The sequence below is a fragment of the Ramlibacter sp. genome, from assembly GCF_028291745.1.
In the GTDB taxonomy this organism is placed as follows: Bacteria; Pseudomonadota; Gammaproteobacteria; order Burkholderiales; family Burkholderiaceae_C; genus Ramlibacter.
In genome coordinates this window covers 32,274-51,103 of record NZ_JAQGNQ010000083.1, presented here as the reverse complement: position 1 = coordinate 51,103, position 18,830 = coordinate 32,274, and the positions used below count along the sequence as shown (strand labels likewise).

Here is an 18,830-nt window from a genome sequence, read left to right as displayed (position 1 = left end):
GCGGCGGCAAGGCTGCGGCCGTGCTCCTCGAAGCGGTGCCGGCCGAACAGCTCCGCGCGGATCGGCGGCTCGATCTCGCCTGCGGATTGCAGGAGGTCGCGGGCGTAGGGGGTGAGGGCTGCCAGCCAGTCGATGCCGGCCCGATCGGCGGCTTTCAGGCGAGGTACAGCAACAGCGCCAGCACCGCCACGCCGAGCAGCGCGCCGGTGCTCACGATGCGTGACGAAACGAGCCCGCGCAGCAGGTCCCCGCCCAGACGCAAGGAAACGAAGCGGCCTTGCGACTGCTTGCAGGCGTCCATGTGCGAGGCCAATGCCGCCATGTCGCTGGATACGAAGGTACGGGGGTCTTCAGGCAACGGTGCCTGTGCGCTTGCGCTGGTCATGCTGAGACTCCGGTAGGTGCGCCGGACGGTGCCACGCGCTGGTGTCCATCTCGGGGCGAAAGACGCATCTTGCGCCTGTTTGGACGAAGCCCGACTTGGAAGGTCTTTCGAGGCGGTGCCGCCGCGCGGCCGTCGTGGCCAGCCAACGGCCTGCCGGACCACCTGCTCGCCGTGCGCGGGCGCAGCGGTGTCGAGCACGCCCGCGTCGACGGCAGGCATCATGTGCGGCTTCTTGCCCGGCTGCACAGCGTGGGCGCTCGGCGCCGCCTCCTCCTGTCTTGCGCCTGGTCCTTGTTCATCTTGTGCTTTCCTTCGCCTGAGCCGAAGCCGCCGGAGGCGTCCTAGGGCTGACTCGACCACGGTGCGCCAGGGCAGAGTTCGCACGCGACAGGAACGCACCCGCTGCTCGGTGGGAGACGTCCCACTCCACGCGTTCCAATCGGGAAACCGCTGTATCGCCATACCACCATCACGTCGCCGCTCAGCGCTGCCTCGATCGCCAGCTGCAGGTCGACGGGAGCGAGCCCCCATTCAGCGCATGACCGCAGCCAGCGCGCGGCGTAGCTCGCCCAGTCGCACGGGCTTGGCCAGCACGTGGTCCACCGGCGCGGACAGGTCATGCTGGCCGTGGAGATCCGGCCGCTGGCCCGTCATCACCATCACGCGCACTCCGGGCAGGAACTGCCTGGCCGTGCGGATCACCTCCGCGCCGCCGACCTGGGGCATCAACCAATCGGTGACCAGCAGGTCGATCGGGGCGCAGTCGGCGGACACCAGCAGTTGCAGGGCCGCGGCGCCGTCCGCGGGCGCGAGCACCTGGTGCCCTTCTCGCTCCAGCATCAGCTTGACGGTCATGCGCACCATGGCCTCATCGTCCACCAGCAGCACACGCAACTTACGGCCGCAGGCCTCCGCCGGCGGCGCTGGATGGTGGTCCGCATTCTCGGTGCGGCGTGCCCTGCTCACGGCGCCCGCCGGCCGCAGCGTCAGGCCGAAGATGGCGCCGCCCGCCGCCGGCGCCTGGGCGCTCACCTCGCCGCCCTGGCGCTGGACCAGTGTCCTGACCAGCGCCAGCCCGATCCCGTTGCCCTCGAATTCCGTCGCGTCGTGCAGGCGCTCGAAAGGACTGAACAGGCGCGCCGCGTAGGCGCTGTCGAAGCCGACGCCGTTGTCCGCCACCGCGAGGGACCAGCGCTCCTCGTGCGCCGTGACTTCGACCCGGATGAGGGCCGGCTCGCGCCCGCGCGTGAACTTGACGGCGTTGGCCAGCAACTGGTCGACGGCCAGCCGCAGCAGGGCCGGGTCTGCCATGGGCCTGGGCCAGGGCGCGCCCGCCAACTCCCATTGCACGTCGCGGCCGGCGTACGCGGAGGCCAGGTCGTGGATCGCCTGTTCCACCAGTCGCTTCACGTCCACCGGTACAAGCTCGACCTCCGCGACCACTGCGGCCGACAGCGCGGCGAGGTCGCCCAGGATGCTGTCGCCTCGGCGTGTGCCGGCGCTGATGCGGCCCAGGTAGTGCCGCTGCCGTTCGCTTGCCTGCCCGGCCAGCTGCTCCTCGAGGACCACCGCGAATCCGTCGATGTTGTGCAAGATCCCCCGCAGGTCATGGGAGATGCGGCTGCTGAACGTGCCGAACTCGGCACGCACCAGGGCGAGTTCCGCCTGCGCCGCCTGCAGGCGTGCCTGCAGCGCGGAGATGTCCGTGGCTTCACTCACTCCCTCGTGCCCCTTTCGTTCGCCTCGCCTGCCGCCAGCACCTCCTCGATCCGGCGCGCGAGCTCGTCGCGGCGATAGGGCTTGGACAGCAGCTGGACGCCGGCTTCGAGGCGTCCGCCGTGCACGATCGCATCCTGGGCATAGCCCGAGGTGTAGAGCACCGGCAGGCCCGGACGCCGCTCGACGGCCCGCGCCGCGAGCTCGCGTCCGCTCATGCCGGGCATCACGACATCCGTGAAGAGCAGGTCGACCTGCTCGCCGCGATCGAGCACCTCCAGCGCCTGCTGGCCGTCGCGCGCTTCGAGCACGACGCAGCCCAGCGCGAGCAGCTGATCGCGCGCGCTGCGCCGCACCAGCTCGTCGTCCTCGACCAGCAGCACCGCGCTGCCGGCCACGGCGCGCGGCGCCGGCGAAAGCGGCTGCGGCGCTGTCGGCGCCTGGCTTGCACGCGCCGCGCGCGGCAAATAGATCCGGATCGTCGTGCCGTGACCGGGCTGGGAATCGATCTCGACATGGCCGCCGGTCTGCTTGACGAAGCCATACGCCATCGCCAGTCCCAGGCCGGTGCCCTTGCCCCTGTCCTTGGTGGTGAAGAAGGGTTCGAAGACCCGGGCGACATGCTCGCGCGCGATCCCCGTCCCGGTATCGGACACGGTCAGCAGGACGTAATGCCCCGCGACCAGGTCGGCTCGCGCTGCTGGCGCCTCTTCGTCGCGCCGCCGGTTCCCGGTGCTGATGCGCAAGTGGCCGCCGCGCGGCATGGCGTCCCGGGCATTGAGGCAAAGATTGAGCAAGGTGTTGTCCAACTGGACCGGGTCGACCAGCGCCGGCCACAGGTCTGCCGCGTCGTCGTAGGTCACCACGATGTCGCTGCCCAGGGCGCGGCGCAGGATGGTGTCCATGGCCGCCACCAGCTGGGACACGTCAACCGGCTTGGGGGCCAGCGGCTGGCGCCGCGCGAAGGCCAGCAGGCGCTGCGTGAGCTCGGCGCCCCGCTGCGCGGCCTGCGTCACCATTTCGGCCAGCGGCCGCAATTGCGCATCATCGGCCAGGTTCTCGCCCAGCATCTCGGCGTTGCCGAGGATGACGGTCAGCAGGTTGTTGAAATCGTGAGCGACCCCGCCGGTGAGCTGGCCCAGCGAGTCCAGGCGCTGGGCCTGGCGCAGGCGCTCTTCCATCTCCACGCGTTCGCTGATGTCCTGCACCGCGCCCTGCACGCGGCGCACCACGCCCTCCGCGTCGTAGTCGGCCTCGCCGAACACGCGCACCCAGCTGCGCCGGCCCCGCCACGTGCTGATCCGCGCTTCGAGGTCGAACGGCGTGCCGGTGATGGCGCAGTGGGCAACGGCGTGAACCAGGCGCTTGCGGTCCAGGGGGTCGACCAGACGGAGCAACTCGCGCGGACGCGGCCTGCGCTGACCCAGCTCCAGGATGTCCATGCCTTCGGCGGACCAGATGAACTGCTGCTGCGGCAGCTCGATGGCCCAGCCGCCGATGCGGGCGACGCGGCCGGCGATGTGCAGCAGCGCGTCCTTCTGCCGAAGGGCGTCTTCGGCGAGCTTGCGTTCGGTGATGTCCTGGAACGCGCCCTGCAGCCGCACGATGCGTCCGCTGGCGTCGCGCACGGCCTCGCCGATCGAGCGGACCCAGATGCGGCGGCCCTTGGCCGTGTACTTCGGCACCTCGAACTCATACGGGACACCTTGCGTTGCACAGGCCTCCACGAGCCGCATCACCCGATCCCGGTGCTCCGGCTCGAACATCGCCAGCCCTTGCGCGAGCGTCGGCTGCTGTCCCACGGGCACGTCGTGGATGGCGCAGTTCTCCTCCGACCACGTCATCCGGTAATCCGGCAGGTCGAGCGTCCAGGCACCCAGGCGCGCCAGCCGCGTGGCGATCCGGGTCAAGCGCAGGCTCTCCGCCAGCCGGTCGAGGGTCAGTTTCTGCTCCGTGACGTCCATGACCATGCCCACGCGACACGCGGCACCGCTGCCGTCTTCGAACAGGCTGCCCCGTTCGTGGAGCCAGCGGATCGCGCCGTCGGGCCGGCGGATTCGGTATTCGCATTCCAGTTGGTCCCCGGGCGCCAGCGCCGCCGTCGCGGCCTGTACGGCAGGCAGGTCTTCGGGCACGACGAAGGTGTGGAAATGCGCCAGCGTTTCACGGAAGTCGCCCGGCGCAATGCCGAACAGCCCGCACGTTGCCGCCGACCACTGCAGCCGGCCACTGCCGGGACTGTAGGACCAGCTGCCCATGGGGCCGATACGTTGCGCGGCGAGCAACAAGGCCTCGTGCTCGGTTTCCGCACGCAGCTCCGGGCGGGCTGCGGGATCGGGGGAGCTGTTCATCCGAGCGGGCGGCGAGGAGTCTGCCGCTCCGAGCGCCCAATGGCTCGCCCCGTGCCGCGCGCGACGAACGCGCCCCTCGCCTCTTTGCGCATGTGATCCCATTGGTGCGGCGCGGTCGAGAACGCTTCCACGATGCTCCCGTCGGCGGACCGGACTGCTAACAATGCCATCTCTTGGGAAGGCTACGCGGCCCAAAGGCCTGCGCCGATGCAGGCGCCGCGAGGGCCGATGCCCATTGGTATGCCTTTGACACCAGTAGAGCCCCCGATTCCGGACCCGGAGAAGTTGAACCGTAAACGAGACCGATTGGCATTGCGCGTGGCACGTGCACTTTCCAGATGAGTGGCAGGAGATCGTCCTGATCGAAGAAAGTACGGGAGAAAAACATGTCGCCGATGTCCGTACGGAACGAGGCATCGCGGCACCTGCCCCTCGAACTGCGAATCAGGGCGGCGCATGGACGTGGATTGTGCCTGCATGGGTGTCGTGCATCCCTGGGCAAATGAACCGCGGCGCATCCTCCCCAGCACGATCGCTGCGTTTTGGCTGTGGCCGAACGGCCTGAACCACCGACGTTGCACTGACAAGGATGATCCCTCCGTGCGCGCGGGGGATGGACGCCATCCCAAGCGCCACTGCGTCAGTGATACCCCTGCCCCGGCTCGAGCTTGCCGCGGAAGAACCAGAACACCAGGCCCATGTATCCCAGGATCAGCGGGATCAGGATCGCGGCGCCCACCAGGTAGAAGCGCTGCGTGGCCGGCGCCGACGCCGCCTGCCAGATCGTCATCGCGGGCGGCACGAGGTACGGCACGTTGGACACCAGCAATCCGGCGAACGCCAGCAGGAAGATCGCGACGGCGCAGGCGAAGGGCAGTACGGCTTGCCCGCGCCGCATCGCTCGCCAGCACCCCCACGCGCACAACGCGCTCGCCGCCGGCAGCAGCCACAGGAACAGGACGTTGGGCAGCGTGAACCAGCGCCGCGCCACGCGCTCGAACGCGAGTGGCGTCCACACGCTCACGATCGCGATGAACACCAGCAGCGCCACGAGCAGCGGCGGGCCGAGCTGGCGCGCGCGCGCCTCCACCGGCCCGGTCGTGCGCAGCATCAGCCAGGTCGCGCCCAGCAGGGCATAGCCCGTCACCAGCCCGAGCCCGCAGACGATGGCGAAGGGCGAGAGCCACCACATGGGCGTGCCCGCGAAGTCCTGGTTCTGCACGGGGATCTCCTGCAGGATGCCGCCCAGCACCAGCCCTTGCGCGAAGGCGGCGAGCGCCGAGCCCACGGCAAACGAGGCATCCCACACGCGGTGGCGCGGCTTGGCGACCCAGCGGAATTCAAACGCGACGCCGCGGAAGATCAATGCCAGCAGCAGCACGAGCACCGGCAGGTAGAGCGCCGGCAGGATGATCGCGAACGCCTTGGGAAACGCCGCCCACAGCGTGACGCCGCCCAGCACCAGCCAGGTCTCGTTGCCGTCCCAGAACGGCGCGACGGAGTTCATCACCAGGTCACGCTGCTGCTCGTCGCGGAACAAGGGGAACAGGATGCCGATGCCCAGGTCGAAGCCGTCCAGCACGACGTACATCGCGACCGCGAATCCCAGGATCAGGAACAGCGCCACCGGCAAGGCACCCGCGGCTTCGCTCATGGCGGCTGCGTGCCGAACCGGCCGCCGGCGAGCGGCCGGTTCGGCAGGGTTTCGGGACCGAGGCGTTGCGCATCGGGCCCGCGCCGGATCATGCGGCTGATGTACCAGATGCCGATGGAAAACACGACCCCGTAGACCACGACGAACAGCGCCAGCGAGACGAACACCTGCCCCGGTTGCAGCGGCGACATGGAATCGGCCGTGCGCAGCAGGCCGGTCGCGATCCAAGGCTGGCGCCCTACTTCCGTCACGACCCAGCCCGACAGCAAGGCAAGGAAGCCCAGCGGCCAGCACACGCGCAGGATGCGCAGGTAGGTCTTCGCCGCCGCGATGCGCCGGCGCCAGTGCAGCCACATGCCCCACCAGCCGAGCGCGATCATCGCCAGTCCGAGCCCGACCATCGCGCGGAAGGCGAAGAACACCGGCACGACCGGCGGGCGCTGGTCGCGCGGGAAATCGCGCAGGCCGCGGTAGCGGCCGTTCCACGAGTGCGTGAGGATCAGGCTGCCCAGGTGCGGGATCGCGACCTGCGCGACATTGCGCTCGCGATCGCGGTCCGGCCATGCGAACAGCACCAGCTCGGCCGGGCCGGTGTCCTCCCAGTGCGCCTCGATGGCCGCCACCTTCGCCGGCTGGTGCTCCAGGGTGTTCCGGCCGTGCTCGTCGCCGACCAGCGCCTGGATGGGCGCGAACACCGCGAGCATCCCCAGCCCCATCTTCAGCATCACGCGCGCTTCCTGTTCGTGCCAGCCGGCGAGCAGGTAGCGCGCACCGGCCGCCGCGACCACCAGCGAGGTCGTGAGATAGGTGGCGATCATCATGTGCAGGAAGCGGTACGGGAAGCTCGGATTGAAGATCACGTGGAGCCAGCTGACCGGATACGCGATGCCGTCCTTGAGCAGGTACCCGTCCGGCGTCTGCATCCAGCTGTTCGCGGCCAGGATCCAGAAGCCGGAGAGCGCGGTGCCCAGTGCGACGAAGATGGAGGCCAGCGTATGCAGCCACGGCGAAACGCGGTTCCATCCGAACAACATCAGCCCGAGGAAACTCGCCTCGAGGAAGAAGGCCGTCAGCACCTCGTAGCTGAAAAGCGGCGCCAGCACGTTGCCCAGCACCTGCGCGAAGCGGCTCCAGTTGGTGCCCACCTGGTACTCCATGACGATGCCCGACACCACGCCCATGGCGAAGGACACGGCGAAGATCTTGGTCCAGAAGCGGGCGAGCGTGTGCAAGTGCTGCCCGCCGGTGGCCATCCACAGCAGCTCCAGCGTGGCGATGAACGCGGACATCCCGATGGAGAACGCCGGGAAGACGATATGGAAGCCGATCGTGAAGGCGAACTGCAGCCGCGACAGCAGCACGGCATCGAGGTATGGCACGGGGTCGCGCTAGGAGACGTTGCGTACGGGAGTCGGGCAGTCACGAAGATGCGACTGGCCAGCACAGTGGGCCGGCAGCATCAGCCATCCTGTAGTCCGGGCACCAGCGCCGTTGTGGGAACGCCGTCCATCACGCCGGCAGCATGAAGCTCTCGCCGGCGCCCGTGTTCGGCGTGCACCACAGGCGCCCGCCATGCGCCTCGACGATCGGGTGACCCTGAAGCCGAACGGTTGAAACGGGGCCTCGTGCAGCGTGCCGGCGCTGCGGCCGCCATTTCCAATGCGACCGGCACGCCGGCAGGCGGGCCCTTACCCGCACACTCGCGGCCGGCCGGCAGCGCTCAGCGCGACGGCTCGACCGACAGCACGCCCAGTTCCCGCAGTTCACCGAACGCCCAGGCGCAGTAGATCGGCGCTGCGATCAGGCCGGAGACGCCGAAGGCCGCCTCGAGCGCCACCATCGTCGCGAGCAGGCAGAACGCCGGCACGTTCGTCGAATGTCCGACGAAGTGCGCGTTCAGGAAATACTCGCCCTTGTGGATCGCGAACAGGAACCCGATGGAAGCCAGCGTCACCGCGGGGCCGACCGTCAGTGAAGCCAGCACGATCGCGGCACTGGAAAGCAGATTGCCCACGATCGGCAGCATTCCCGTGAGCAGCGTCACGGCGACGAGCGTGCCCGAAAGAGGCAGGTGGCTGCCCGCCACCGGCAGCACTGCGAAGAGGTAGATCGCGGTGAAGAGCGCATTGACTGCGGCGATCCGCAACTGCGCGGAGACGACCATGCCGAAGGCGTGCACCAGGTTGCGCAGCGACGCAGCCGCGGCGCGACCCCAGGCGGAGGCGGCCTGCGGCTTGCGCTCGAACGCCGCGAGCAGGCCGATGACCAGCCCGATCAGCACGTGCGCGGCGCCGCGCAAGGCGGCGTGTCCCCAACGCTGCAGGTTCTGGGCATGCGCGCGCAGCCATGCGCCGGCAACGCGCGTGAAATCATCGGCGGAATGCGGGATGCGATCGGACAGCCAGGCCGGAAGGTTCCCGCGCAAGCGATCCAGTGCATCCGCGAGCAGCTCCAGCAATTTCGGAACGCCGCCGGGCGCACTCAGGACCGTGGCGGCCTGCCAGACGGCCGCGCCGAGCAGCGCCAGGACGACGAGCGTCAGGGCGAAGGTTGCTGCAGGCGCGAATCGCGCCGGCAGCCGCCTGCGAAACGTGTGGAGCAGCCGGCTGTAGACAGCGTGCGTCACCAGGGCGCAGACCAGCACTGCGAAGACGCGCAGCGAGAGCACCAGCAGCAGCCCGATGCCGACGAGGACCGCAGCCGATGCACGGGCGATCGTATCGGCCGCGGGGATGCGGCTGGCCGGAGCTTCTGGTTGTGAGCGCATGGGGCGAGCCTAAGGCGCCATCACCTTCTCCGGCGTCATGGGCAGCGTCCGGATCCTGCGCCCGGTGGCGTGCCAGATCGCATTGGAGATCGCGGCCGCGACCCCCAGCGCGCCGATTTCGCCCACGCCCTTGGCGCCCAGGCGGCTGACGATGCGGTCGTCTTCCGGCACGAAGCTGACGTCCAGCGTATGGATGTCCGCATTCACCGGCACGTGGTAGTTGGCCAGGTCCACGGTCATGAAGCGGCCGAGCGCGTGATCGATCAAGGTCCCCTCGTGCAGCGCCTGCCCGATCCCCCAGACGATGCCGCCCAGCACCTGGCTGCGCGCGGTGAGCGCGTTGATGATGCGTCCGGCCGCGACCGCGCTCACCACCCGCGTGACGCGCACGGTGCCCATCGCCTCGTCGATCCGCACCTCGCAGAACACCGCCGAATGCACGGCGCGCTCGTAACGGCCCTGCTCGTCCTCGTCCGGCTCCAGGTGGAAGTGCGCCTCGAACTGGCCGGCGCCGGAAGCCGCCAGCACTTCATGCAGAACCAGCGCATCGCCCGGCGACTTGCGCAGCCGCACCCTGCCGCCGACGAACTCCACCTCCGCGAGCTTGCTGCCCGCCAGCGGTGACCCCGCTATCGCCCGCGCGAGTTGCCAGACTTTCTTGCGCAGCTTCTCGCACGCGCCATCCACCGCCGAGCCCACGCTGGCGACGTGCGAAGAACCGCCCTCCGTCGGCGCCTCGGGCAGGCGGGTATCGGCGATGTGCACGCGCACGTCCTGCAGCGGCACGCCCAGCGCGGAGGCTGCGAGCTGCGCCAGCACGGTGGCCGTGCCGGTGCCGATGTCGCTGGCCGCCGTTGCCACATCAAGGTGGCCGTCGGTGTGCAACACCACCCGCGCCTGCGCTTCCTCCTGCTCGGCGATCCACTGCCCGCTGGCCATGCCCCAGCCAACGAGCTCGTCGCCTTCGCGCATGCTGCGCGGCTTCGGGTCACGCTGCGACCAGCCGAAGCGCTGCGCCGCCAGCGCGTAGCACTCGCGCAGTTTCTTGCTGGAATAAGGCTTGTCGCTGGCCGGCGCGCGCTCGGCGTAATTGCGCAGGCGCAGCGTCAGTGGATCCATCCCGAGCGCGTGCGCGAGTTCGTCCATGGCGACCTCGAGCGGGAACAGGCCGCTGGCCGCGCCCGGTGCCCGCATGTCCAGCGGCGTGGGCAGGTCCAGCGGCAGCACCCGGTAGTCGCCGCGCAGGTTCTCGCAGCGGTACAGCGTGCCTGACCACCTGGTGACCATCTCGGTGTAGTCGTCCACGCGCGAGGTTTCACCTACCGCCTCGTGGATCAGCGCCTTGAGCGTGCCGTCGCGTTCGGCGGCCAGTCGCACGCGCTGCCAGATCTCCGGCCGGTGCCCGAAGGTGAACATCTGCTGGCGCGTCAGCACGACCCGCACCGCACGCCGCAGGTGCAGCGCGCCCACCATGGCCAGCAGCAGGTTGTACTGCGGCCGCAGCCCGGAGCCGAAGGCGCCGCCCACGAAGGTGTTCAGCAGGGTGAGCTGGCTTTCGTCCAGGCCGAACACCTTCGCCAAGCGCCTGCGGGTGCCGTACCCGCCCTGGTTCTTGTCGTGGATGGTGAGCCTGCCACCTTCCTCGAAGATCACCGTGCTGGCGTGCAGCTCCATCGGGTTGTGGTGCTCCGCGCCCTGGTGGAACTCGGCGTCGATCTTGAAGGGCGCCGCGGCGAAGGCCGCATCGGCATCGCCGCGCGGCTTCGGCGGCGCCGTGTCTTCGTCGAGTTCCCTGGGTGCGCGGCTGTCGGCGCGGTGGCGCAGCAGGTCGGTCTCATGCGCCTCCACCTCGTAGTCGATGCGCACCAGGCCCGCCGCGTAGCGCGCCGCTTCCCAGCGCTGCGCCAGCACCAGCACCACTGGCTGGCCGGCGTAGTGCACCCTGTCGCCCACCAGCGGCTTGACCGGCACGGTGGAGAAGTCCTCGCCCGTCTCGAAGTAGTGTGCGAGCTGCGGCGCCTCGGGCCGGTGGCCGTGCCACAGCACGTCCAGCACACCGGGCACGGCGCGCGCCTCCTGATCGTGCACGGCCACGATGCGTCCGCGGGCGATGGCGGCATTGACCACCGCGCCATGCACGAGACCGTCGACGGCGATCTCGGCGGCATAGCGCGCCTGGCCGGTCACCTTTGCGCGGCCGTCGATGCGCGGGACGGCGTCGCCCGTGGTGACATAGCCCTCCCCCAAGGGAGCGACCGGCTGCAGTTCGTGGAGGTGGTCGCTCATCGTCCGTCGTCGCCGAGGTTGGTCACCGTGCCGGCCGTGGCCACCGCCAGCGCACGGACGATGGCTCGGCGGGCCAGCGGGATCTTGAAGGCGTTGCAGCCCTCACCGGCGCCCTGCGGCACGGCGCCCTGCAGCAGGGCGTCGGCGGAGCGGGCGAACGATGCATCGCTCGCCGGCTGGCCGACCAGCAGGGCTTCGGCCGCCGGATCGCGCCAGGGCTTGTGCGCCACGCCGCCCAGGACCAGGCGCGCGCCGCGGATGATGCCGCCGTCCAGGTCCAGTGCCGCCGCCACCGAGACCAGCGCGAAGGCATAGGACAGGCGCTCGCGCAGCTTGAGGTAGACGCTGTGGCCGCGGAAGCCGTCCGCCGGGGGCAGCGTGAGCGCGATGATCAACTCGTCCTGCGCCAGCGTCGTGTCGATGTCCGGCCGGTCGCCGGGCAAGCGGTGGAAGTCGGCGAAGGGGATGGCGCGTTCGCCGCGCGCGGAAGCGACCTGCACCGTTGCCTCCAGCGCGGCCAGCGCCACGCACATATCCGATGGATGGGTGGCAATGCAATGCGCGCTCGCGCCCAGGATCGCATGCTGTCGCGCCAGCCCGCCGATGGCCGAGCAGCCCGCACCCGGCTCGCGCTTGTTGCAAGGCGTGGCGGTGTCGTAGAAGTAGCAGCAGCGGGTGCGTTGCAGCAGGTTGCCGCCGTTGCTGGCCATGTTGCGGATCTGCCCCGAGGCGCCGGCCAGGATGGCGCTGGCGAGCAGCGGGTAGTGCTCGCGCACCAGCGGGTGGTACGCCGTGGCCGCGTTGCGGGTCAGCGCGCCGAGCCGCAGGCCGCCGTCGGACGTGCGCTCGATCGCATCGAGCCCGAGCCCGTTGATGTCGACCAGCCGCGCCGGCCGCAGCACGTTCACCTTCATCAGGTCGATGAGGTTGGTGCCGCCGGCGATGAAGAGGGTCCCCTCCCCAAGCTGCGCGAGCGCCGCGGGAACGTCTCTTGCGCTGACGAAGGTGAACGGGTTCATGCCTGTTCCTCCCTCGCCCTCGTATTCACGGTGGTCCCCGCAATCCACCGCCTCTGCGCCACCTCGCTCGTGTGCGGCCCGGAACCGAGCACCACCTGCGCCACCGCCTGTGCGATCTGCGCATAGGCGCCGCAGCGGCACAGGTTGCCCGACATCAGCTCGCGCACATCGTCCAGCGACTTCGCATGTCCCTCGTTCGCCAATCCGAGCGCGGAGCACAGTTGCCCCGGCGTGCAGTAGCCGCACTGGAAAGCGTCGTGCTGCATGAAGGCCTGCTGCAGCGGGTGCAGCTGGTCGCCGCGCGCGAGGCCCTCCACGGTGGTCACCTCCGTGCCGTCGTGCATGACCGCGAGGGTCAGGCACGAGAGCACGCGCACGCCGTCCACGAGCACCGTGCACGCGCCGCACTGGCCGTGGTCGCAGCCTTTCTTGGTGCCGGTGAGGTCGAGGTGCTCGCGCAGAAGTTCCAGCAGCGGCGTCCAGCTCTCGACCTGGAGCTCGTACGGCGTGCCATTGATGCCGAGCCGGATGGCGTGGCGGGAAGGACCGGCAGCTGGCGGCATGGGCGGCCTCCGGGAAAGCGGGGAACGAGCGAGCATTCTGCCAGCCGGCACGTGGGCCCGCCGCTCAGCGGCTGCCGCCCAGGATCACGTCGACGCCGGCCGCGCGCGGCTGCTGCCGGCAATCGGCGCGCAGCGCGGGCTCGACGATCTGCAAGCTGCGGTCGCCGCGCGCCAGGCCCTCCTTGATGAACGCAAACATGACGCGGTACTCCTCCTGCGGGTTGCGAAGAAGGCGCAGAGGATGGCGGTGCCTGCCGAGCGTGGCGCCGGCAGGCGGCCGGCCGGTCGAGCCGACAAATTCCAGCAAGATTCCGCAATGGGCAAGGCGCGCCGCCGGCCCGCCGCGGTGCGGCCGCGCCATCATGCGAACACCGCTGTTCCGGGTGGCGGTGAACCAGGCCGCGGCCGAGTTCCAGCGCGAAAAGAAGCCCAGTTCAATGCCGCTGGTACAGAGGCGCGGATCAAGATCTCGCTGGGCTTCCGCAGTCCCATCGAGCACCGCAGGAACCTCGGACTCGCTGCTTAACCCGTCCACGTTTTCTGCCGCATCCCCCATCGGGCGGTTTCGGCTCCGCGCCCTTGCGGGCTTGCTCGCGCCCCGCGTGGGCCACGCACACGGGGCGGCGGCGACCTGCAAGTCGAACCTGCTGCCAGGCGGCGCCTAAAGCCTGCAGTCACCAGGGTCGCGCGGCTCGATCACCCCCCATGCAATCCGGGTCGTCAGGCCCCATGGATGCCGCAGACCGCGCGAAGGAGCCCACGGCAGCTGCCATTCTCCATGCACGTCCGAGAGTACGAGCCAGCGGCTCACGGTGGGCTGGGGAAGACTGGAGCCGCCCGTGCGGTCCAGCACCACGACTGCCCCACAGGCGCGCACATCGGCCTCGCTGACCCACGCCGCGCGTGCGGGGTCTCCGTCTGCCAGCACCGCCAGGGGAAGAGGCCGATAAGCCGCTATCGTGCCACCCAGCCAGGTGTCGGAAATCACGATCCGTAACGGCTGCCTCGCATGCCCGCTCCAGGTCTCCTGGACGAGCGTGGCAAGCTCGCGCCCCGGAAAGTTCGAGCGGCCCTGCCAGCCGATCGCCTCCTTCAACTCGGGAACCAGGATCGCCATGGCGGTCCACAAGACAAGGTTGAAACCGACGCACACGCGCAGCGCCGGGACTATGCGGTCCGCAGGCCAGCGCAGCGCGTCGAGAGCCAGCCACCCAGCCAGCAGAAAGACGTTGTATCCCCAGCGGGGAAGGATCTCGCAACGTGCCACGGTCCCGCTGAGGACAACGAGCAGGAGCGGCGCCAGCCCCGCCGTCCACAGGAACCGGCGATCCGACGCTGAGGCGACGGCGCCCGCTTCGCGCGCTGGTCCTCGCAGTGACCAAGCCATCCACGCCACCACCATGAGCAGCGGCATGAGGGTCAGCAGCTGCGCCTCGCCGAATTCGCCGAGGTTTGCAGCCCATGCGCGAAAGCCGGAGAGCGGCTGCGCCACCGAACTCGCGTAGTGCAGCGTCGAATAGTCATGCAGCTGCAGCCACACCACGTGGGGAGCGAAAACCGATGCCGCCGCAGCCGCTGCCAATGCCAAGCCGCTGGCAGTCCTGCGGTTGCGGGCTTGCCGATCCAACGCCAGGTAGATCAGCAGCCCGCACAAGGGAAACAGCGCGGCGTATTTCACGAGCATCGCCAACCCGGCACAAACGCCCGTGAGCAGCCACAGGTGCCAGTACCCGCGACGCACGGCGAGATAGAAGAACAGCGTCACGGCCGCCTGAAAGGGAAGCAGCGCGGAATTGTGGTTGTACGACTCGGCCTGCCAGCTGTGATAGCCCACCAGCGCGGTCAGCGCCGCGGCAAGCAACGAGCGCCCTGGGCCGAAAATCTCCGCGCCCAGGCGCCAGAGCAGCGCCAGCGCAAGTGCTGCCGAGATCTCGGCGGCAAAGAAAGGGAGTGCGACCGAGGGCCCGAACACCTGAGTCAGGCCATGCATGATCCAGGACGGCAGCGGTGGGTGCTTCCAATAGCTCGCCTCCAGCGAATAGGACCAGACCAGCTGTTCGGCGCTGTCCAGCGGCGGCGCTCCATACCCGTGGGCCAGCCCGGCGGCCCACCAGCACGCGTAGGCGAAGGCGAAGGCGAGTGCGACTGCGACGCCCGCAAGCTGCACCTGGTGCGTGTTGCGACCGGTCACGGCCTGAAGTTGAACCTGGCTCACGGGGCGGTCTGTCTTGCGGCCGTCCTGCCTGCATGCACGGGGCGATCAGCCAAAGACCCAGCACACCGAAGCGGCCCCCAGGCACAGGAAAAGATGCAGCCCCGTGGCACTGCGGTACAGGTTGTCGGCCTTGAGCAAGCGCCAGGCCTCACGTGCGACCACCGGCGGCGCGCTTCAGCACTTCCAGGAGCGCCAGTCCGACGACGCCGGTGACAGCGGTCGCACCGATGCTGCGCGCAGCGGCTTGCCGGAAGGCCGCGGCGGAGCGGAAGAAGCTGACCCGCCAGGACGACCGGAAGCATGCAATGACGGCAAACATCGTGCCGGTGTGAAGCATGACGAGCAAGAACGTCATCTCCGCAGAGGTGGCGTCCAGCCCCATCCACCTCTCCACCATGATGACGTGGGCAGAGCTGGAAACCGGGAGAAGTTCGGCGAGGCCCTGGACGAAAGCCAGGATGACGATCTGAAGGTGATGCATGCCAATATCCAAGCGCGTGCTGTCAATGCCCGCGTGCCGCAGCCAATCTACAGGATGCGGATTTCAGCTTTCTAACAAGCGGCGCGCCCGCGTCAGCCCGCATCCAGGACGGGCCGACGCTGCCTACGACGTGCAAACCTTGCCGTGATCAGCATGGAAGCCTTTGCTCTTCGCATCGGCTTCCGACATGTACTCGCCCTTCTTGGTCTTGCCGTAATACGGGTCACCAGGGCAGTGGTAGACCTTGCTCCGCTCGTTCGCCCACACCTTGCCGACGCTGCTTGCGGCAGGCGACGTCGAAGCGGGCGCAGGAGCAGCTCCCATCGTCGATGCGCTCTTGGCGATGCCACCATGACCGCGACAGGCATGCCGCAGTGACTTGCTCGTGGCGGCTGTTCCGTCGCTGCAGGCGGCTTGCGCGGTGGCACTGCTCGTGTTCGCGCTGGAGTTGACCGCAGCGGGAGTTTGCGAGGTTTGCGAATAAGCACAGGTGCTCACCAGCCCTGCGATGGCGAATGCGAGGCGGACGTTCATGGGATTGCGACCACTGTAGGTTGGGGTGAAGTCATCCTGCCCTCGCCTTTCTGCACGCCGTGTACTCGGACGTATGCGGCCGACGTAGGAACTCGGTGACACTGCTTACGCGCGAGGCGCGCAGAGCTGGCCATCAACGACGCAATCCCGAACGCTTCAGATCCCGGCCGCCTCTTGGCCGCTCGCCCACAGGATGGCCCGACCGTTCTCGTGCCTTCAGTGCAGCGCGAACGCCGAAACCGCGATGCCGATTCCACCGGCTGCCGAGGCCACCGACGCCCAAAGCAACCATTTGCGCCGAGTGAGCACCGTGATGGCAGCCAATGCAATCGCGATCTGAACGAAGGTCAAGGCCAATGCGAGGCGCTCATGGGGCCGCAGCTTTGCTTCGGATTCCTCACCGAGCTTGCGCGACTCCGCCTCGAGCTTTCGGGCTTCGGTCTGGACCTCGGCCTTGCCCGCATCTTCCTTTGCACTCTCGGAGCGGAAATGAGCCTTGACTGCAGGATCGTTGGAAAGCGCAGCCGTTGCCTCGTCCACGTGGCCCTTGACCGACTTCGCCTGGTAGAACGCCCACTGGTCGCTCGCCTGGGCTTGCTTGAGGATGCTTTGGTTCTTCAGAAACATCGCTTCGTTCTGGGCGCTCCCACTCTGGTAGCTGATGAGCGCACCTATGGTCGCGAGCACTGCCGTCATGAGCGCAATCCTCTGACTCAGGCCCCCACCCTCCTTTTCAATGGCGGCCTCGACCTCACGTTCGTGCGGCCCTGGCACTTCGTATTCGGACTCGATGTTGGTCTCCCGCTCGTCAAAAACAAAAGCATATCCGGCCTGCGATGCCGACACTTTCGCGCTTGCGCGGGCCGTGCGGGAGCGCTCTTCAACGACGAGCGCAGCATCCGGTATGCCATGCAACAGCCAGAATCGGCGTCCAACCTGCGCCTCCGAGGGATACCCCGCGACGGGTGAGCCGCCCGTCAGGGTGGTCCAACGAGGCCTGCGACTGCGAACTACCCACGTCAGTCCCGGCCCTCCCGGTGATCCCGTCCGCGGTGTTCGCCGCGGTCATGGTGTTCCTGCCATTGGCGCCGACGCCATTCTTCTCGGCGCCATTCTTGTTCACGCCATTGCCTACGTTGCCAGTCCTGTTGCTCCTCGTAGGAATAGCGCGGCTGCAGGTAAACCTGCTCTTGCGGTTGGACATAGATCGGCTGAGGAGTAACGTAAGTTGCCTGAGGCTGCACGTACACAGGACCCGGCGCGCTGTAAACGGGCGCGCCGAGGCCGAATGAGAACTGCACGTCGGTGTGGGCCTGGGCAGCGGAGGCGATGCCCAACATACCGATTGCAACGGCGGCCACGGCGAATAAGCGGGGGCGGGAAATGCCAGTCATGAGAGCTCCTTTGAAAGCTGGTGGCATCCTGAGCCGACAACCATGAACGGCGCCTGAACACGCCTTCTCCGCGTTGTTGGCGGATGTTGGCGGCCGTGACGAGGCTACTCGCCGCGAACGCCGTCCGGATAGAAGCAATCAGCCATTTGCCGGCGCCTACACGGCATCACTGCCGGGTCTTACCTGGACATGAACGCAGTCGAAACAGAGTGGTGCATCACTCTTCAAAGGAACGCCCCATGAAAAAAGCTCATCTGATCGGCGCCTCTGCCTGCTTTGCTCTGGCCGCGATGTCCGGTGGCGCCAACGCCGGTTGTCTGGGCGGTGCGGCGGCAGGCGGCATTGCCGGCCACTTCATGCGTCACCACAGTGTTGCCGGCGCCGCGGCCGGCTGCGCTATCGGCCATTTCCACTCCAAGCACCAAGCCGCGCGTGCGGAACAGGCGCGAAACGACCACGTTGCACAAGCTCCGACGCAACCTTCCCATCGCCATTGGTTCCACAAGGCGTAAGGCAATGAAGAAGGGGCCCGTTCCACGGCCCCTTTCTCGGATTGCCGTGTCGCATCGCGCGCGTCGCCGCTGCGGCCAAGTCATGGCGGAACTTGCCGGACCCCGCCGGCCATAAGCGTTGCGGAGCCGCAGCCTGCGTCGCGTCGCGCCCGCGACCGCCAGGAATTCAGATCTGTATCCGCGCTCGCAGCTCGATCACGGCGTCGTTCGGGACACGGAAGAAGCTCGCCATGCTACCGGCGTTGCGCATCATCGCCGCGAAGAGCCGCTCCCGCCACTTGGCATGCCAGCGGCACCGCTGGGGACGACGTTGGCGCGGCTGAGGAAATAGCTGGTGTTCGCGGGATCCACTTCCAGGCCGAGCGGCGCACAGCGCGCAAGCACATCGGGCAGGTCAGGCACGTCCTTGAATCCACGTGGTGTTCGGTTGGCGGCGCTTTCCAAGCACCAGGGCCGCCGTGACGGGCGTTTCCGCAGCCGTCGGACTGCGCCTGCGCGCGGACAGCCTTCGCGCCGTCGATCATCGGCCGGGCTCCCTCGTCAAACACACAGGAGCCCCGCAAAGGGCATGTCATCCACTTAACAGAGGACCTATCATGAACCTGAAGACCATCGCTCTCGCACTCACCGTCGTCGCTGCTGGGGTCACGGGTGGGCAAGCGTTCGCGCAGGACCGCGACGTGACCATCACGCGCGACACGCCCAACGGCGTGGTGACCAGGCACATCGAGCGCTCCGACGACGGAGCGGGCCCGGTCGTGCGACGCACGACGCGCGTGGTGCGGCCGGACGGCAGCACCGTCGTGCGTCGCGTGACGCGGCGCGTTTACTCGAACGAGTACGTGCAGCCGCAGCGCATGGTCGTCGTCCACCACCGCTACGATCCGGAGGGTCAAGTGGTGGTCCGCCGCTACGACGAGCATCCCTACCGCGAATTCAACCGCGCGTGGTGA

Annotated in this window: 16 protein-coding genes and 1 pseudogene; 2 read left to right on the top strand and 15 right to left on the bottom strand. The window is 68.5% G+C overall.

Features of this window, described 5'->3' with window-relative positions:
* Positions 1-154: 154 nt before the first annotated feature.
* From JWP60_RS15100 to JWP60_RS15030, 15 genes and pseudogenes are all read right to left on the bottom strand, one after another.
* Positions 155-607, bottom strand: a complete 453-nt coding sequence (locus tag JWP60_RS15100; RefSeq protein WP_299792890.1) for a hypothetical protein — start codon at positions 605-607, stop codon at positions 155-157.
* A gap of 309 nt (positions 608-916) precedes the next feature.
* Positions 917-2,104: an ATP-binding protein gene (locus tag JWP60_RS15095; protein ID WP_299792888.1), complete on the bottom strand. Its 1,188-nt coding sequence runs from the start codon at positions 2,102-2,104 to the stop codon at positions 917-919.
* The gene (locus JWP60_RS15090) at positions 2,101-4,452 is read right to left on the bottom strand and encodes a PAS domain-containing protein (protein WP_299792885.1); all 2,352 of its coding nucleotides are present in this window, start codon (positions 4,450-4,452) and stop codon (positions 2,101-2,103) included. Before JWP60_RS15090 ends, JWP60_RS15095 begins: the two co-directional genes overlap by 4 nt.
* Positions 4,453-5,092: 640 nt before the next feature.
* On the bottom strand, positions 5,093-6,106 hold the full coding sequence (gene cydB, locus JWP60_RS15085; protein WP_299792882.1) for a cytochrome d ubiquinol oxidase subunit II: 1,014 nt from the start codon (positions 6,104-6,106) through the stop codon (positions 5,093-5,095).
* Complete coding sequence (locus JWP60_RS15080) at positions 6,103-7,485, bottom strand: cytochrome ubiquinol oxidase subunit I (RefSeq protein WP_299792880.1); 1,383 nt, start codon at positions 7,483-7,485, stop codon at positions 6,103-6,105. The genes cydB and JWP60_RS15080 overlap by 4 nt, the downstream gene beginning before the upstream one ends.
* Before the next feature lie 341 nt (positions 7,486-7,826).
* Positions 7,827-8,873, bottom strand: coding sequence for a hypothetical protein (locus JWP60_RS15075; protein WP_299792878.1), 1,047 nt, complete (start codon positions 8,871-8,873; stop codon positions 7,827-7,829).
* Between the two features lie 9 nt (positions 8,874-8,882).
* Positions 8,883-11,159 (bottom strand): xanthine dehydrogenase family protein molybdopterin-binding subunit, encoded by a 2,277-nt coding sequence (locus tag JWP60_RS15070; RefSeq protein WP_299792876.1) that lies wholly within the window; start codon positions 11,157-11,159, stop codon positions 8,883-8,885.
* A gap of 5 nt (positions 11,160-11,164) precedes the next feature.
* Positions 11,165-12,178 (bottom strand): annotated as a pseudogene (locus JWP60_RS15065) (xanthine dehydrogenase family protein subunit M); the annotation flags it as partial.
* Positions 12,175-12,741 (bottom strand): (2Fe-2S)-binding protein, encoded by a 567-nt coding sequence (locus JWP60_RS15060; RefSeq protein WP_299792870.1) that lies wholly within the window; start codon positions 12,739-12,741, stop codon positions 12,175-12,177. The pseudogene JWP60_RS15065 and the gene JWP60_RS15060, both read right to left, overlap by 4 nt.
* A 64-nt stretch (positions 12,742-12,805) precedes the next feature.
* A complete protein-coding gene (locus JWP60_RS15055) occupies positions 12,806-13,297 on the bottom strand; it encodes a hypothetical protein (protein WP_299792867.1) in 492 nt (163 codons plus the stop codon).
* A 105-nt stretch (positions 13,298-13,402) separates the two neighbouring features.
* The gene (locus JWP60_RS15050; RefSeq protein WP_299792864.1) at positions 13,403-14,956 is read right to left on the bottom strand and encodes a glycosyltransferase family 39 protein; all 1,554 of its coding nucleotides are present in this window, start codon (positions 14,954-14,956) and stop codon (positions 13,403-13,405) included.
* Between the two features lie 148 nt (positions 14,957-15,104).
* Positions 15,105-15,437 (bottom strand): undecaprenyl-diphosphate phosphatase, encoded by a 333-nt coding sequence (locus JWP60_RS15045; RefSeq protein WP_363320861.1) that lies wholly within the window; start codon positions 15,435-15,437, stop codon positions 15,105-15,107.
* Between the two features lie 123 nt (positions 15,438-15,560).
* The gene (locus JWP60_RS15040; RefSeq protein WP_299792861.1) at positions 15,561-15,971 is read right to left on the bottom strand and encodes a signal peptide protein; all 411 of its coding nucleotides are present in this window, start codon (positions 15,969-15,971) and stop codon (positions 15,561-15,563) included.
* A 216-nt stretch (positions 15,972-16,187) separates the two neighbouring features.
* Positions 16,188-16,886 (bottom strand): DUF4337 domain-containing protein, encoded by a 699-nt coding sequence (locus JWP60_RS15035; RefSeq protein WP_299792858.1) that lies wholly within the window; start codon positions 16,884-16,886, stop codon positions 16,188-16,190.
* 104 nt (positions 16,887-16,990) lie between these two features.
* Entirely contained in the window at positions 16,991-17,365 is a 375-nt protein-coding gene (locus JWP60_RS15030; RefSeq protein ID WP_299792855.1) for a hypothetical protein, read from the bottom strand.
* A 239-nt stretch (positions 17,366-17,604) separates the two neighbouring features.
* On the opposite strand from JWP60_RS15030, the gene JWP60_RS15025 reads away from it, so the two are divergent.
* Complete coding sequence (locus tag JWP60_RS15025) at positions 17,605-17,877, top strand: hypothetical protein (protein WP_299792851.1); 273 nt, start codon at positions 17,605-17,607, stop codon at positions 17,875-17,877.
* 596 nt (positions 17,878-18,473) lie between these two features.
* Complete coding sequence (locus tag JWP60_RS15020; protein ID WP_299792848.1) at positions 18,474-18,830, top strand: hypothetical protein; 357 nt, start codon at positions 18,474-18,476, stop codon at positions 18,828-18,830.

Bases quoted from the DNA above. Each gene is read 5' to 3' on its own strand.
- JWP60_RS15100 (WP_299792890.1), bottom strand. From the start codon at position 607: ATGATGCCTGCCGTCGACGCGGGCGTGCTCGACACCGCTGCGCCCGCG.
- JWP60_RS15090 (WP_299792885.1), bottom strand. From the start codon at position 4,452: ATGAACAGCTCCCCCGATCCCGCAGCCCGCCCGGAGCTGCGTGCGGAA.
- cydB (WP_299792882.1), bottom strand. From the start codon at position 6,106: ATGAGCGAAGCCGCGGGTGCCTTGCCGGTGGCGCTGTTCCTGATCCTG.
- JWP60_RS15075 (WP_299792878.1), bottom strand. From the start codon at position 8,873: ATGCGCTCACAACCAGAAGCTCCGGCCAGCCGCATCCCCGCGGCCGAT.
- JWP60_RS15070 (WP_299792876.1), bottom strand. From the start codon at position 11,159: ATGAGCGACCACCTCCACGAACTGCAGCCGGTCGCTCCCTTGGGGGAG.
- JWP60_RS15060 (WP_299792870.1), bottom strand. From the start codon at position 12,741: ATGCCGCCAGCTGCCGGTCCTTCCCGCCACGCCATCCGGCTCGGCATC.
- JWP60_RS15055 (WP_299792867.1), bottom strand. From the start codon at position 13,297: ATGGGGGATGCGGCAGAAAACGTGGACGGGTTAAGCAGCGAGTCCGAG.
- JWP60_RS15045 (WP_363320861.1), bottom strand. From the start codon at position 15,437: ATGCATCACCTTCAGATCGTCATCCTGGCTTTCGTCCAGGGCCTCGCC.
- JWP60_RS15040 (WP_299792861.1), bottom strand. From the start codon at position 15,971: ATGAACGTCCGCCTCGCATTCGCCATCGCAGGGCTGGTGAGCACCTGT.
- JWP60_RS15030 (WP_299792855.1), bottom strand. From the start codon at position 17,365: ATGACTGGCATTTCCCGCCCCCGCTTATTCGCCGTGGCCGCCGTTGCA.
- JWP60_RS15025 (WP_299792851.1), top strand. From the start codon at position 17,605: ATGAAAAAAGCTCATCTGATCGGCGCCTCTGCCTGCTTTGCTCTGGCC.
- JWP60_RS15020 (WP_299792848.1), top strand. From the start codon at position 18,474: ATGAACCTGAAGACCATCGCTCTCGCACTCACCGTCGTCGCTGCTGGG.